This is a genomic window from Kitasatospora sp. NPDC096128, assembly GCF_040303105.1.
Taxonomy (GTDB): Bacteria; Actinomycetota; Actinomycetes; order Streptomycetales; family Streptomycetaceae; genus Kitasatospora.
Map to the genome: position 1 here is coordinate 1 of NZ_JBEOSP010000091.1, position 14,900 is coordinate 14,900.

At 73.3% G+C, this 14,900-nt stretch carries 14 protein-coding genes; 5 read left to right on the forward strand and 9 right to left on the reverse strand.

The window, feature by feature from the left end; genetic code table 11:
- Positions 1-395 precede the first annotated feature (395 nt).
- Positions 396-1,865: a PTS transporter subunit EIIC gene (locus ABTY61_RS41135; RefSeq protein WP_350510370.1), complete on the forward strand. Its 1,470-nt coding sequence runs from the start codon at positions 396-398 to the stop codon at positions 1,863-1,865.
- 119 nt (positions 1,866-1,984) lie between these two features.
- Here the strand turns inward: ABTY61_RS41135 and ABTY61_RS41140 are convergent, their stop codons facing one another.
- Complete coding sequence (locus ABTY61_RS41140; RefSeq protein ID WP_350510371.1) at positions 1,985-3,571, reverse strand: MFS transporter; 1,587 nt, start codon at positions 3,569-3,571, stop codon at positions 1,985-1,987.
- Between the two features lie 43 nt (positions 3,572-3,614).
- Positions 3,615-5,048 carry a DUF2252 domain-containing protein gene (locus ABTY61_RS41145; RefSeq protein WP_350510372.1) on the reverse strand — a complete coding sequence of 478 codons (1,434 nt, stop codon included), beginning with the start codon at positions 5,046-5,048 and terminating at the stop codon, positions 3,615-3,617.
- Between the two features lie 192 nt (positions 5,049-5,240).
- Between ABTY61_RS41145 and ABTY61_RS41150 the strand changes: the two genes are divergently transcribed.
- Both ABTY61_RS41150 and ABTY61_RS41155 read left to right on the forward strand, forming a co-directional pair.
- Positions 5,241-5,690: a DUF6325 family protein gene (locus ABTY61_RS41150; protein ID WP_350510373.1), complete on the forward strand. Its 450-nt coding sequence runs from the start codon at positions 5,241-5,243 to the stop codon at positions 5,688-5,690.
- 80 nt (positions 5,691-5,770) lie between these two features.
- On the forward strand, positions 5,771-6,061 hold the full coding sequence (locus ABTY61_RS41155; RefSeq protein WP_350510374.1) for an SHOCT domain-containing protein: 291 nt from the start codon (positions 5,771-5,773) through the stop codon (positions 6,059-6,061).
- A gap of 331 nt (positions 6,062-6,392) precedes the next feature.
- Here the strand turns inward: ABTY61_RS41155 and ABTY61_RS41160 are convergent, their stop codons facing one another.
- Complete coding sequence (locus ABTY61_RS41160) at positions 6,393-8,393, reverse strand: heavy metal translocating P-type ATPase (protein ID WP_350510375.1); 2,001 nt, start codon at positions 8,391-8,393, stop codon at positions 6,393-6,395.
- Positions 8,394-8,491: 98 nt separating this feature from the next.
- Here ABTY61_RS41160 and ABTY61_RS41165 point away from each other — a divergent pair, with 98 nt between their 5' ends.
- On the forward strand, positions 8,492-8,851 hold the full coding sequence (locus ABTY61_RS41165; RefSeq protein ID WP_350510376.1) for an ArsR/SmtB family transcription factor: 360 nt from the start codon (positions 8,492-8,494) through the stop codon (positions 8,849-8,851).
- Positions 8,852-8,861: 10 nt separating this feature from the next.
- On the opposite strand, the gene ABTY61_RS41170 is transcribed toward ABTY61_RS41165, so the two are convergent.
- The 3 genes from ABTY61_RS41170 to ABTY61_RS41180 form a co-directional block, all read right to left on the reverse strand.
- The gene (locus ABTY61_RS41170; protein ID WP_350510377.1) at positions 8,862-9,830 is read right to left on the reverse strand and encodes an NAD-dependent epimerase/dehydratase family protein; all 969 of its coding nucleotides are present in this window, start codon (positions 9,828-9,830) and stop codon (positions 8,862-8,864) included.
- 72 nt (positions 9,831-9,902) lie between these two features.
- Positions 9,903-10,517, reverse strand: a complete 615-nt coding sequence (locus ABTY61_RS41175) for an ester cyclase (RefSeq protein ID WP_350510378.1) — start codon at positions 10,515-10,517, stop codon at positions 9,903-9,905.
- Positions 10,518-10,567: 50 nt separating this feature from the next.
- On the reverse strand, positions 10,568-11,311 hold the full coding sequence (locus ABTY61_RS41180; RefSeq protein ID WP_350510379.1) for an SDR family oxidoreductase: 744 nt from the start codon (positions 11,309-11,311) through the stop codon (positions 10,568-10,570).
- Between the two features lie 139 nt (positions 11,312-11,450).
- On the opposite strand from ABTY61_RS41180, the gene ABTY61_RS41185 reads away from it, so the two are divergent.
- The gene (locus ABTY61_RS41185) at positions 11,451-12,347 is read left to right on the forward strand and encodes a LysR family transcriptional regulator (RefSeq protein ID WP_350510380.1); all 897 of its coding nucleotides are present in this window, start codon (positions 11,451-11,453) and stop codon (positions 12,345-12,347) included.
- A gap of 55 nt (positions 12,348-12,402) precedes the next feature.
- Here ABTY61_RS41185 and ABTY61_RS41190 read toward each other — a convergent pair whose 3' ends face one another.
- The 3 genes from ABTY61_RS41190 to ABTY61_RS41200 all read right to left on the reverse strand — a co-directional run.
- Positions 12,403-12,777: a hypothetical protein gene (locus tag ABTY61_RS41190; protein WP_350510381.1), complete on the reverse strand. Its 375-nt coding sequence runs from the start codon at positions 12,775-12,777 to the stop codon at positions 12,403-12,405.
- A gap of 125 nt (positions 12,778-12,902) precedes the next feature.
- On the reverse strand, positions 12,903-14,312 hold the full coding sequence (locus tag ABTY61_RS41195; protein WP_350510382.1) for a nucleobase:cation symporter-2 family protein: 1,410 nt from the start codon (positions 14,310-14,312) through the stop codon (positions 12,903-12,905).
- A gap of 451 nt (positions 14,313-14,763) precedes the next feature.
- The coding region (locus ABTY61_RS41200; protein WP_502895534.1) for a non-reducing end alpha-L-arabinofuranosidase family hydrolase at positions 14,764-14,900 on the reverse strand (137 nt) is incomplete at its 5' end.

Sequence of the window (14,900 nt, forward strand, 5' to 3'; positions counted from 1 at the left end):
CGCCGACACCAGCGCGCACTCCGTCCCCCCGTTCCCCTACGTCCACGCCTACAACGCGGACGGCAAGGAGATCTACAACCAGAAGACCCAGCCCAACAGCTGACCCTGCCGCAGCACCTGGCCGTCCGGCTCACCCGGGCCGTCGGGCGTCAGGAACGGGCACCGCGTGACGCGTCCGGCTTCCCGACCTCCTCCGTGAGGACCCGGTAGGCCTCCCGTTCGTCGCGCGTACGGAGCCGTCCCGCACCTCCGGGCAGACCACCTCTGCCGGCGCGGCCGACCCCTGGTCCCGGCGGCCGATCGGGGGACAGGGCCCGGGCGGAGCGCGGGATTCGCCAGGGGCGCGGCCGACCGGCCCGGTTGAGCGCCCGGTCCGTCCGGGTACGCCCCTTGGCATGTCGGACGAGAAGAACCGCGCCGTGGCCGAGGCGATCCTCCCGCTGGTCGGCGGCGCCGCCAACATCCGCTCGGTCGCCCACTGCATGACCCGGCTTCGGCTGGGCCTGGTGGACCGCTCCCTGGTCGACCGCGAGGCGCTCGCGGCGCTGCCGGCCGTCCTGGGCACGGTCGACGACGACACCTACCAGATCGTCCTCGGCCCGGCGGCCGTGGCCGGGGTCACCGCGCAGCTGCTGCGGCTGCTCGACGCCGCCGCGGCTCCCGCCGCCGCCCCCACCGCGGAGGACCTCGCGGGGCGCGGGGCGCGGATCCGGGCGGAGGCGAAGGCGCGCAACGCGACCCCGCTGAAGCGGGCACTGCGCCGGATCGCCGACATCTTCGTCCCGCTGATCCCCGCCCTGATCGGCTGCGGCATCGTCGCCGCCCTCTCCGGGGCGCTGGCGAACCTCGGCTGGGCTCCGGCGCTGGTCGCCGCGCTGGGGGCGGTCTCCTCGGGGTTCATGTCCCTGCTCGCCGTCTTCGTCGGCTACAACACGGCGAAGGAGTTCGGCGGTACGCCCGTGCTGGGCGGGGCCGTGGCCAGTGTGATCGTCTACGCGGGTGTCGCCAAGGTGGAGGCCTTCGGCCACCACCTCACCCCCGGCCAGGGCGGCGTGGTCGGCGCGCTGCTCGCCGCGCTGCTGGCCGTCCAGGTGGAGCGCTGGACCAGGCGGATCGTGCCCGCCGCGCTGGACGTCCTGGTCACCCCCACGGTCACCGTGCTGGTCGGCGGACTGGCCGCCCTGTACGGCCTGATGTTCGTCGCCGGGGAGGTCTCCACGGCCATCGGCCACGCCGCCGCCTGGCTGCTCGCCCACGGCGGACTGCTCGCCGGGCTGGTGCTCGGCGGCCTCTTCCTGCCGCTGGTGATGCTCGGCCTGCACCAGGCGCTGATCCCGATCCACACCACGCTGATCCAGCAGCAGGGCTCCACCGTGCTGCTGCCGATCCTCGCGATGGCCGGCGCCGGGCAGGTCGGCTGCGCCGCGGCCGTCTACCTCAGGCTGCGCCACAACGCCCCGCTCCGGGCGACCATCCGCTCCGCCCTCCCGGCCGGCCTGCTGGGCGTCGGCGAACCCCTGGTCTACGGGGTCACCCTGCCGCTGGGCCGCCCCTTCGTCACGGCCTGCGTGGGCGGCGCCGCCGGGGGCGCCTTCATCGGCGTGGCCGGGCAGCTCGGCAGCGCCGTCGGCTCCACCGCCATCGGCCCGTCCGGCTGGGCCCTGTTCCCACTGCTGGCCGGCCCGCACGGCCTGGTCGCGAGCGCGGCCGTCTACGGCGGCGGCCTGCTGACCGGCTACGTCGTGGGCTTCCTGGCCACCTACTTCTTCGGCTTCACCCGCGAGCTGCTCGCCGAGAACGACAACCCGGCGCCGGCCCCCGCTCCCACTGCCGAGCCGGCCCGGGACGGCGGCCAGGTGTGCTGACCACCGAGGGCGGTGACCGTGCGCAGCCTCTGGCGCACCCCTGCATGACTGCGTCGACGTAGGCCGACAACAGTGCCGGCATGCGCATGCGGGGGAAGAAACGGCAGAAGGTGGCCGGGTCAGGTCCGCTTCGTGGGCAGGCGTTCGGCGGGGAGGTGGCGGGTGAACGCGAACCCCGCGAGGGTGATGCCCCCGGTGGTGAGGATCGCGATCTTCAGACCGTCCAGTTGCGCCGCCGAGTACGCGTTCAGGAGCTGCTGGGCCTGGTCCGGCGGCACCGCGGCCTTGGCCAGCCCGGCCTGGACCTGCGCCGTGGGGACGAACTGCACACCCGCCTCGACGGCGATGCCCACCTGCTGCCGCACGGCGTCCGAGATCTGGGGATTCCCCGCGATCTGCTTGTTGAAGGCTCCGGCGAGGGCGCTGATCAGGATCGCGCCGATCAGCGCGGTGCCGAGGGACGACCCCAGTTGCTGGGCGGTGTTCTGCAGGCCGCCGGCCTCGCTCCGCTCGGACTCGCCGACGCTGGACTGCACCACGTTGCCGAGCTGGGACGCGAGCAGCCCCATCCCCAGGCCGAGGACCGCCATCGCCAGGGCGAACGACAGGTTGTCGATGTTCGGCTTGATGCCGGCGAGCAGCCAGACGATCGCGACCAGCATCACCACCAGCCCGACGCGCACCAGCGTCCGGGGGGAGGCGACGCGGGTCAGCGCGGACCCGCTCAGGGCCGCGAGCAGCATCGTGATGGAGACCGGGAGCAGCCGTACCCCCGTCTGGAAGGCGTTGAACCCTTGGACGACCTGGAGGTAGAGCGGGACGACGAAGAAGAGGCCGAGCAGGATGGTGCTCTGGGTGAGCAGCATGGCGAGGCCGGAGCGCAGGGCCGGGAGGCGGAAGAGTCCGAAGCGGACCAGCGGTTCCTCCCCGCGTGCCTCCTTGCGCCGTTCCCAGGCCCTGAACAGCCCCAGGAGCACCGCCCCGGCGGCGATGACGAACAGGGTCGGGGAGAACCCGAAGACGGTGAACGGGGACTTTCGCGGGTGGACGAGCCCCCAGGAGCTGCTCTGCAGCACGCCGAGGACCACCAGGGCGAGGCCGGCGGCGGACAGCACGGAGCCCACGGTGTCGAGGCGCACCCGGGCACCGGTGTCCGCGGGCGCGTCGATCCAGCGGAGCAGCAGGAGGATGATCACGACCACGACGGCCTCGCCGGCGAAGACCAGGCGCCAGGTGAGGTACGTGGTGACCCAGCCGCCGAGGAGCGGTCCGACCGCGATGCCGACACCGGACAGTCCACCGATGACGCCGTACGCGACCGCACGATCGCGGCCCTGGTAGGACCCGGCGACGAGGGCGGCCAGTGCGGGCAGGACCAGGGCGGCGCCGAGGCCTTCGATCACCGACCAGCCGAGGGCCAGCACCCACAGCACGGGGGCGCTCGCTGTCACCGCGGACCCCACTCCGTACACCGTCAGCCCGATCCCGAAAGCCCGTCGGCGTCCCAGCTTGTCGCCGATCTTGCCGCCGGTGATCATGAAGGCCGCCATGACGAGTGCGTAGAGGGTGATGACGGCCTGGATCGCGGTGACCTCGGTGTGGAAGTCCTTGACCAACTGGCTGATCGACACGTTCATCACGGCCGTGTCCAGCACCATGAGGAACTGGGCTGCGCCGAGGACGGCGAGGGCTCTCCAGCGGTCCATCAGTCCTGCTCCAACGGTTCGTCGCGGTGGCGTGGGCTCCGCGTCAGACGTCGGTACGAGCGGTGACCCGTCCGGCGCCGACGGCGTCGAGCAGCGCCCGGTGGTCGCGTTCGTTCTGGTCGGCGTAGGCGACCGCGAAGCGGGCCAGGGCCCGGTCGAAGACGTCGCCCCGGCCCAGGTACGCGGCGATCGCGATCCGGTCCCCCGACCGGGCGTGGGCGCGTGCCAGGGTCCATCCGCACAGCCGGCCGAACTCGTCCAGCTCGTCCGGCGACATCAGGCCGGGCTGCGCGATCCCCTTCCAGTCGCGCAACTGGCGGACGTAGAAGTCCCGTTCGCGACCGTCGATCCCCTCGACGTGCTGCCAGCCGAGGAAGATGTCGCTGGCTGCCTGCATCATGCGCTGCCCGGTCACGACCCGCTCGCCCTCGGATTCGAACTCGCTGGGCCCCGCGTGGGCGGCCAGCACGGACTGCTGGGCCTCCTTCGCCTGGAGGAACAGCGGATCGCGGTCGTCCCTGCCCAGCAGCAGCACGATCCAGCAGCGGGTGCCGACGCTGCCCACCCCGACGACCTTGCGGGCCACGTCCACGACGGTGAACTGCCGGAGCAGGCTGCGCCGGTCCGCGGACAGGCTCCGGCCGTAGCCCTCGATCAGGCGGTGGATCTCCTCCTCCAGCGCGAGGCGTTCCCGACCCGGGAGGAGGTCCGAGAGGGGCGTGATCAGTGGGGGATCGGGGGTGATGCGTCGCACTCCGTCCACCTCGCGGGTGAGGTTCTCCAAGGCTTGCAGGCTGTCGCGGGTGCGGGCCTTGGCCAGATTGGCGGAGAGCCGTTTCCGGGTGCCCTTGTGCAGTCGGCCCGAGACGGCCGCCTGCACCCGGTACGCGTCGGCCTTGGCGTACCAGACGTCGAGATGGCCCATTCCGGCGAAGGCGTGCATCGCCTCCCGGTAGGACCGCACGCAGGACCGGACCACCGCCTCGCCGGCCTCGTCGGCGAAGCCGTTCTCGCGTCCGGCGATGACGAGGCTGGCCGCGAGACGCTTCACGTCCCACTCCCACGGCCCCGGCAGTGTCTCGTCGAAGTCGTTGATGTCGAACAGCAGTTGCCGCTCGGGCGAGCCGAGCAGGCGGAAGTTCAGCAGGTGTGCGTCACCGCAGAGCTGGGTCCGGAGCCCCGAGGTGGGTGTGTCGGAGAGGTCGGCCGCCATGATCGCCGCCGCACCCCGGTAGAAGCGGAACGGTGATTCCGACATCCGGCCGTAGCGCACCGGTACCAGTTCCGGGACCCGTGAGGCGGACTGCGCCTCGATGAGGTCGATGGGATCGGGGCGGTCCCGGCCCGGTGCGAAGTCGCCGTGCGCGGACCGGGGCGACTTCGCCCGGGCCGCACGGCCCCGGTCGGCGCGTTCACGCGCCGACAGATGCGCCCGGAAGTGCTCTGTCCCGCCGCCCGGCGTCGGTCCGTCCGTCATTTCCGGGCCTCCTCGCGCCTCGCCCGAAAGGAGTGTTCGTACCCCTCCATGCTCGGCCGTGTCGTGGGCGGGCGCATCCCGCGCCGTCCGGCGGGCCACTCGCCGGGCCGTGGCGGGCGACCCGACCGACAATCGGAGAAGGGGCAATCGGGGGCGAAGCCCTGCCGACCCGTCCCCGAGAAGGAGGCCACCATGAGTGACGACATCGACGTCTCCGACATGGGCCCCGTCGACTACCTGGTCGTCGAGTTCCCTCAAGTGGGCATGAGAGGCGAGGGCCTGCCGTTGCTGATCGATCTGGTGGACCGAGGCATCATCCGCATCCTCGATCTCCTGTTCATCACCAGGCAGGCGGACGGTTCGGTGGTCGGTGTCGACATCACCGACATCGACCGGGACGGCCGACTCGATCTCGAGGTGTTCAAGGGGGCCTCCTCCGGCCTCCTCGGCGAGGACGACATCAATGAGGCCGGTTCGGCCCTCGAACCGGGCTCCTCCGCCGGAGTCCTGGTCTACGAGAACCTGTGGGCCGCACCGTTCGCGAGCGCCCTGCGCCGCAACGGCGCCAGGGTGGTCGCCGGCGGACGTATCCCGCTCAGCGACGTCATCGACGCCCTCGAAGCGGCGGAGGCCCGAGCCTGAGCGGTGGCCGGGCAGCGATCGGTCCGATCGGCCCGGGCCACCCATCCACCGTGCACATCACAGATCGGAGGCCGAGACCCATGGCAGGTCTGCTTCGCGGCGTCGCCCGCACCGCAGTGATCTCGGGAACGGCCACGGCCGTGTCCAACCGCGTCTCCCGGCGGCAGGCCGGTCGGTGGGCTCAACAGGAGGCTGCCCAACAGGCCGCCTACGCCCCGCCGCCGCCCCCCGCACCGGTGCCGTCCCCCGCACCGGCCGCCTCCATGGAGGACAAGCTCGCCCAGCTCAAGGATCTCGCCGCGTTGAAGGAACAGGGCATCCTGTCCGACGCCGAGTTCGAGGACCAGAAGCAGCGGATACTCAACTCCTGACCGGGCCCGGACACCGCCCGTACGCCGCCCACGACAACCCCCGGCGGCCCACCTCCCAGGCATGCCTGCCCAGCCGGGCGGGCCGGGAGGCGAGGTGCTCTGCGGGGGCTCCGGCAGTCGGTGCGCCGACCGGCGAACCGGGGTGGGGCCCCGGCCGCCGGGCGGACACCGTCATTCGACGGACTCCCTCGGCTGTGCTTTCGGACTCCGGTGGCTCACCCGTCGATCTTCCCGCGGACGCGGCGGGAGGGGCTGAAGGCGTAGCGGTCGAGCACACCGGGCGGTTCGGCGGGGCCGGGGCCGGGGCCGACGGCCTTCCGATGGTGAGGGCTCACCGACCGCCCTCGGTCCGGGCCCTGGTCCAGGCGGCCTCGCGCAGCAGGCGCAGGCCGTTGAGGCCGACGATGACGGTCGAGCCCTCGTGACCGAGGACGCCCAGCGGCAGCGGGAGGGTGGCGACGAGGTCCCAGACCACCAGGACGGAGATGAACACCGAGGCGATCACCAGGTTCTGCACCACGAAGGAGCGGGCCCGCCGGGAGAGCGCCACCACGGCCGGGACGGTGGCGAGTTCGTCGCGCACGATGACGGCGTCGGCGGTCTCCAGAGCGAGGTCGGAGCCCGCCCGGCCCATCGCGAGGCCGGTGTGGGCGGCGGCCAGGGCGGGGGCGTCGTTGACGCCGTCGCCGACCACCAGGACCTTGCGCCCGGCGGCCTGCTGCTCCTTGACGGCGGCGACCTTGTCCTGGGGCAGCAGCGCGGCGCGCACGTCGGTGATGCCGACCTCGGCGGCCAACCGGGCGGCGGCGCGCGGGTTGTCGCCGGTGAGCAGCGCGGGCGCGGAGCCGGTGAGGGCGGTGAGCGCGCGGACCGTGGCGGCGGCGTCGGGGCGCAGCCGGTCGGCGATGCCGAGCAGGCCGACCGGGACGCCGTCCAGCTCGACCAGGACGGCGGTGCGGCCGCCGTCCTCCAACTCGGCGGCGACGGCGGCGGCTTCGGCGCGGACGGCGTCCTCGGCGCCGGTGAGCAGCCGGGCGGGGGCGCCGATCGCGACGGCGCGGCCGTCGACGGTGGCGGTGACGCCGATGCCCGGGGCGGAGGTGAAGTCCGCGGCCGCGGGGAGGGACAGGCCGCGGCCGCGGGCGGCGTCGACGACGGCGCGGGCGAGCGGGTGCTCGCTGGGGTGCTCGGCGGCCGCGGCCAGGGCGAGCAGTTCCTCCTCCGACAGGCCACGGCCGGAGCCGGTGCCGGTGAGCGGACGGATGTCGGTGACCCGGGGAGTGCCCTCGGTCAGGGTGCCGGTCTTGTCCAGGGCGACGGCGTCGGTCTGCCCGAGCCGCTCCATCACCACCGCGGACTTGACGAGCACACCGTGCCGTCCGGCGTTGGCGATCGCGGAGAGCAGCGGCGGCATGGTGGCGAGCACCACGGCGCACGGCGAGGCGACGATCATGAAGGTCATCGCCCGCAGCAGCGAGCCGGTGAAGGCGGCGCCGAGGGCGAGCGGTACGGCGAAGACGGCCAGGGTGGCGATGACCATGCCGATCGAGTAGCGCTGCTCGACCTTCTCGATGAACAGCTGGGTCGGCGCCTTGGTCTCCGACGCCTCCTCGACCAGCTTCACGATCCGGGCGATCACCGAGTCGGCGGCGTCCCGTTCGACCCGGACCCGCAGCGCGCCGCTGCCGTTGAGGGTGCCGGCGAACACCTCGTCACCGCGCTCCTTCGGCACGGGCAGCGGTTCGCCGGTGATGGTGGCCTGGTCGACCTCGCTCGCGCCGTCCAGGACCAGCCCGTCGGCGCCGATCCGCTCGCCGGGGCGCACCAGGACGGTGTCGCCGACGGCCAGCCGTTCGGTCGGCACGCTCTCCTCGCCGCCGCCGGGCAGCAGCCGGGTGGCGGTGGTCGGGGCGAGGTCGAGCAGCCCGCGGACGGAGTCGGCGGTACGGGCGGTGGCCAGGGCCTCCAGGGCGCCGGAGGTGGCGAAGATGACGATCAGCAGCGCGCCGTCCATGACCTGGCCGACGGCGGCGGCGCCGAGCGCGGCGACGATCATCAGCAGGTCGACGTCGAGGGTCTTCTCGCGCAGTGCCTGGAGGCCGGCCCAGGCCGGTTCCCAGCCGCCGGTGGCGTACGCGAGGGCGTACAGCGGGCCCCAGGCCCAAGCGGGGGCGCCGGTGAGCTGGAGCGGGAGCGCGGTCAGGAAGAGCACGGTCGCGGCGGCGGCCCAGCGGGCCTCGGGCAGGGCGAACACCCGGGTGCGGCGGCGTGGTGCGGTGTCGGGGCGGGGCGCGGCGGAGGGTGCCGAGCGCTCGATCAGGGTGGTGGGCATGCGGACGGGACCCTTCGGGGCACGGTGGGGCCGGTGACTCATCCACCATACATGAACATATGAACGCTTCTTCATGTGTGAGTTGTAGTATTGCCCGCATGGGTCATGGAGCCGCCCCCGCAACCGCCGTCCCGCACACCCGCCTGGACGAAGCCAGTGCCGCCCGGGTGGCCACCACCCTGCAGGCCCTGGCCACCCCCTCGCGCCTGCTGATCCTCTCCCGCCTGCGCGAGGGGCCCTGCGCCGCCACCGAACTCGCCGCCGAGGTCGGCTTGGAGCAGTCCGCCTGCTCCCACCAGCTCCGGCTGCTGCGCAACCTCGGCCTGGTGGTCGGCCGGCGCGAGGGCCGCTCGGTCGTCTACGCGCTCTACGACAACCACGTCGCCGCCCTGCTCGACCAGGCCGTCTACCACATCGAGCACCTGCGGCTCGGGCTCAGCGACGCCGAGGTCGACTGAGCCGGTCGGCTCAGCGCCGGTGCCAGGCGTCGAGCAGGTCGGCCTCCCCGTCCGGGGTCAGCGCGTGCGGCAGCGGCTCGAACGGCTCGATCTCGCGGGCTGTGTCGGCCACCGGCCGGAGGCTGAGCCCGGTGGCGAGGGCGGCGGCGGGGTCGGCGGTATTGGTGGCCCGGCGCAGCGGATCGGCGCTCCACAGCGGCAGGGCGCGGTCCTGGATGCCGGAGGCACGGAGGAACTCGTCGTCGACCCAGGTGAGGGTGGTCCCGGCCGGGGCGACGGCGGAGGCGATGGCGTCCAGCAGGCCGCCCATGGTGGAGGGCGGGGGCGTCGCGGCGTGGTAGGCGCCGGTGGCGCCCGTCGTCAGCAGGGCGAGCATCCAGTCGGCGAGGTCGCGGGCGTCGACGACCTGGAGCGGGGCGTCGGGCCGACCCGGGGCCAGCACCTCGCCACCCCGGCCGAGCCGCTGCACCCAGTGGTCGAAGCGGTGGGTGTAGTCCTGGGGGCCGATCACGTACGTCGGCCGCACCAGCAGCGCGTCCGGGCCGAAGTGCTCGAGGGCGGCCCGCTCGCACTGGACCTTGAGCATGCCGTAGGTGGCCGGGGTGATCTCCTCGGGCTCCGGACCGTCCGCGGGGAGCAGTGGGGAGTCCTCGGTGAAGCCGGGGGCGGCGGGGGTGTCGTAGACGGCCATGGAGGAGACCAGGAGGTAGCGTCCGGCCGCGCCGGGGTCGATGGCGGTGGCCAACTGCCTTACCTGGCGCGGGAAGTAGGCGCTGACGTCGACGGTGGCGTCCCAGCTCAGGCCGTGCAGTGCGGTCAGCTCGGTGTCGCGGTCGGCGATCAGGTGGGTGGCCTCGGGGAGCAGGTGGGCGCCGGAGCGGCCCCGGTGCAGGACGGTGACGTCGTGTCCGGCGGCGAGCGCCGCCCGGGCGAAGTGCAGGCCGACGAAGCGGGTGCCGCCCATGATCAGTATGCGCATCGGCCCATGGTTCCATTTCGGCCCGGTTCCGGCCAGGGGATGGGCCGGAACCGGGCCGCTGCCGGGCGGGCGTCAGCCGTGGACGCCCAGTTGGGCCGACAGCGCTTCGTTGTCCTCGATGTGCCAGTCCTCGACGATCCGGTCGGTGCCGACGTGCTGGATGTCGATGGCGTTGAAGTCGACGCTCTGGCCCTGCCCCCGGACGCCGGCGAAGGTGCCGGTGAAGTGGCCGCGGAAGACCAGCCGGGCGGTGATCCGGTCACCGGTGACCAGTACCTCGGACAGCTCGCAGGTCAGATCGGGGACGGCGACGCGGAAGTTCCTCGAGGCGAAGAGCGGACCGGCGGGGCCCTGGGGGCGGCCGGGCGGCAGCGTGTTGTCCCGGAAGCGCGGGCTGACCGCCGCGTCCAGGTACCGCTGCTGCCCGGTGTTCCAGAAGGTGTACAACTGCTGGGCCAGGTGGACTTCCTGGGCCGCGCGCCGGGTGCCGAGCGAACGGTCCGCGGTGAGCGACTTCGGCTGGACGAGGTCGGGTGAGCGGTCGATCAGGTTCTGCGGCCAGGCGGGTGCGGGCCGGTGGCGGTCCCCGTCGTGCGAAGGGACGGGGGCGGCCGCGGCGGTGCCGGCCGCAAGGCTCGCCACCGCGGCGACGGCGGCGGCGGTTCGGGTCAGGGTGCGCCAGTGCATGGGGAGTTGCTCCTCGGGTCGGGCGGACGAAGGTGGGCGAAGGCGGACGGTCAGGCGAGCCGGCCGCCGCCGTCGACGTGCAGCACGGTGCCGGTCACGTACGGGTTGTCGATCGCGTAGAACACCGCCTTGACCAGGTCCTCCGGGCTGCCGACCCGGCGGGCCGGGTTGCGCTCGGCCACCCCGCGCAGGAAGGCGGCCTTGTCGGCGCCCAGGCCGTCCCAGGAGCCGGTGTCGACGATGCCGGGGGAGACCGCGTTCACCCGGACCGGGGCGATCTCCACCGCCAGGGCCTGCACCAGGAAGGCCAGCGCGCCGTTGGTGGTGGCCATCACCGTACGGGCGGGTGCGGGGCGCCAGGCGGCCACCCCGGAGAAGAAGGTGAACGAGCCCTGCTCGGAGGCCTGTCCGGCCAGGTGCTTGGCGAGCAGCAGCGGGCCGATCACCTTGGCCGCGAAAGCCCGCTGCACGTCGGCGAGTTCGAGCTCACGCAGTGGCCCGTTGGCCGGCATCGCGGCGGTCGAGACGAGGTGGTCGAAGCGGCCGGCCCGCTCGGCGAGTTCGGCGATCGAGCGCTCGTCGGCGAGGTCGACGGCCAGCACCTCGGAAGGGCCGGCCAGTTCGCCGGCCGTCCACTCCAGCTTGCGCGGGTCCGGGCCGGCCAGGACGACCGCGGCGCCGGCCGCCGAGGCGGCCGTGGCCACGGCGCGTCCGGTGCGCGAGCCGGCGCCCACCACGATCAGTCGCCGGCCCTGCAACGGGGTGCCAGCGGTCGGCTGCGTGCCATCGGACATGGGGGTGCTCCTTCGAGTCATCGGGGAAGGGGGATCCGGCCGCCCGCTGGATCTCGCGCGGCGGCCACACCACGACCCTCTCCCGGAGCCCTGCCATGAGTCCAAGGCTTGTTCTCTACCGCTGCCATAAAATCTGCTCATGGCAACGCCGACGCTCCGACAGCTCGAATACCTGGTCACCGTGGTCGACACCGGCTCGTTCACCCGGGCGGCCGAGCACCTGCACGTCACCCAGCCCGCGCTCTCGCACCAGATCCGGGCCCTGGAGGGCGCGCTCGGCGGCCCGCTGCTCGAACGCCTGCCGCGCGCGGTGCGGCTCACCCCGACCGGCCGGGCCGTACTGCCGCACGCCCGCGCCGCGCTGGCCGAAGCCGAGCGGCTGCAGGCGGCGGCCCGGCGCGCGAGCGGCCTGGAGGAGGGGGAGTTGGAGGTCGCCGCCGTCTACTCGATCAGTCTCGGCATCCTGCCGCCCGTCCTGCGGGCCTGGCACCGTCGGCACCCCGGGGTGCGGATCCGGCTGCGCGAGTACGCGCACGCCGACCGGCTCCAGGAGGCGATGGCCGCGGGGCGGGCCGACCTCGCCATCGGTCCGGTGCCGGAGGGCTGGGAGGGGCCGATCCGTGAACTCGGCGTCGAGGAGTTCACGGTCGTGCTGCCCTCCGACGACCCGCTCGCCGACCGCCCCACCGATTCGATCGTCCTCGGCGAACTCGCCGACCGGCCGTGGGTCCACTACGCCCCCGACAACGGCCTCGCCGACCTGCTCGACCAGGCCTGTGCCCGCGCCGGCTTCCATCCGCGCTCGGCGGTCCGCGCCGAGCAGACCTCCGCCGCGCCGCTGCTGGCCGCAGCCGGGCTCGGCCCGGCGCTGGTGCCCGCCGACATCGTGCCGGCGCATTTCGACGGCCTGCTGCTCCGGCCCGACCCACCGATCCGCCGCACTCTCGCCGCCTACACCCGCACCCGCCCCGACCCGCTCACCGTGGCCTTCACCGAGCTGCTGGCCCAGCGGGCCCGGATCAACCCGGGGGCGTGAACAGCACGGGCGGTGTGCCGCGCGGGCAGGTGGCCGGGGCCTCGGGCGTGGTCGCTCACAGGGCGGCGAGGACGTCCTGGTGCAGCCCGTCGAGGACGAAGCCGTTGTCCAGGCGGACCCGGACGGTCAGCAGGCTCCCGCGCTCCCGGTGCGCGGCCCAGGCCGGCTCCAGTGCGGCGAGCTGCTCGGCCAGCCGCTCCCGGCTGGCCGCCGGCATGGTGTGCCCGTAGTCGTCGAACAGCGCCTTGAGCCGCTGGTACTCGCGGACCTCCTCGCCCTCCGGGAGTTCGCCGTCCACCCGCTCGACGGTGCCCTCGATCCCGGCGCCCAGCGACAGGAACCCGACGGCTGCCCCGGGGTCGCCGGCGACGGCCTCACCGAGCCCGAGGTCCTCCGTCAACCTGACGCGCCGTCCTGCCTCCAGGGTCATCCGTCCGCTGCCTCTCGTCCGACCGGTGCCGCGGGCGCGCTCGCCCGGGCGGTCCGGCCATTATCCGTGCCCGCGGAGAGCGTCGGGCCGGGCGGGGTGCGCGCCCCCGGCCGCAGTGGCGTTGCTCAGGTGGCGGGCGCGGAGTCGGCGACGGAGGCCGGGACCGCGCCCGGCTCCGGCTCCACGTCGGTCTTCTTCCGGCCCGGCGTGTGGTTGAACAGCAGGTTCAGCAGGAATGCGGCCACGGTCGCGCTGGTGATGGCGCTGCCGCCGATGATCTGCACCCAGGTCGGGAAGGCGTGGTAGAAGGAGGGTGCCACGACCGGGAGCATGCCGACGCCGATGGCGACGGCGACGATGAGCAGGTTGCCGGTGCCCTCGAACTCCACCTTGCGCAGGGTGCTGATGCCGACCGAGGTGACGGTGGCGAACATGACCAGTCCGGCGCCGCCGATCACCGGACCCGGCAGGGAGGCGATGATCTCGCCGAGCTTGGGCATGAGGGCGAGGACGAGGAGGATGCCGCCGGCGACCGCGGCGACGAAGCGGCTGCGGACCTTGGTCATGCCGACCAGGCCGACGTTCTGGGCGAACACGGTGTCCAGGAAGCCGTTCATGATGCCGCCGAGGACGCCGGAGACACCGTCAGCGGCAAGTCCCCGCGCAAGGTCCTTGGGGGAGAGCGGGCGGCCGCTCATCTCGCCGACGGCGAGCATGTCGGCGGTGGACTCGGTGAACGTCACCAGCATGACCACGCACATGGAGATCACGGCCGCGATCGGGAAGCGCGGGGCGCCGAAGTGGAAGGGAGCAGCGAGGCCGAACCAGTCGACGCCGTCGACGGAGGAGAAGTCCGTCAGGCCCATGGGGACGGCGACCAGGGTGCCGACGACCAGGCCGACCAGGACGCCGAGCTGGGAGAGGAAACCCCTGGTGAAGCGGTTGACCAGGACGATGAGCAGCACGATACCGCCCGCCAGCGCGAGGTGGCTGGGAGTGGCGTAGTCCTTGGCGGTGGAGTCGTGGCCCGCGATCAGCCCCGCGGCCACCCCGATCAGCGACAGCCCGATCACGGTGATGACGGACCCGCTGACCAACGGCGGGAAGAACCTGACGGCGCGGGCGAACGGCACCGAGACGAGCAGTCCGAAGAGGCCTGCGGCGATCATCGAGCCGTAGACGGCCTGCATGCCGTACTCGCCCGCGATCAGGATCATCGGGGTGACGGCGGTGAAGGTGGCGCCCGCGACGACCGGCAGCCGCACGCCCAGCACCCCGCCGATGCCGAGCGCCTGAATCAGTGTCACCAGGCCGGCCACCAGGAGGTCGGCGTTGATGAGCAGGCCGATGGTGGTGGTGTCGAGCTTGGCCGCCGCGCCGAAGACGAGCGGGACGGTGACACAGCCGGTGTACATCACCAGCACGTGCTGGAGGCCGAGCAGGCCGAGCCGGGCGGGCCGCAGGACCTCGTCGACCGGATGGCGGGCCGGTGGGGCGGTGGAGCCGGACGCGGGTACGTCAGGGGCCTGGGACACAGGGGCCTCCGGAGGTGAAGCAGGGCATGGGGGAGAGGACGGAGCAGTGGCGCGCACGAGGGGGTGGGAGCAGCGAAGCAGGAAGGACGGGGGGTGTGGGCCATCGACCGGAACAGCGGGTCAACTTTTTGTTGATGTCGTTTCGCCCGCGTTTCCGGGGACGAACGGGTGTGTTGCTATCGCTGCGGCCGAGCGTTCGCGGTCACCCGCCCAGCCCGGACGCCGACTGTCGACCACCGCGGAACGGCCGCGACATGGCGAGGCGTCACCGTCACTGCCAAGACCGCAGGGAGCCGGACATCGCTCCCGCGAGGGGACCCGGTGCCGCTGGGCGATGGCGAGTGCTGATCGCTCGGGAGGCCCGCTGCCCATGGGGGGACGTCATGGCCGAAGGCCGACAGGGGACCCCGGCCGAGGTGCGGCCGGGGTCCCCTGGGGCGGATCGGGCGGGTCAGTGCTGGAGGGTGAGGACGCCCGGCTGCCAGGGGAGCTTGTCGTAGGGGCCGGTGGCGTCGGGGTTCTTGCCCTGGTAGAGGAGTTGGAGGTTGCAGGGGTCGATGGTCATGGTCTGGTCGGGGTTGTTGCGGA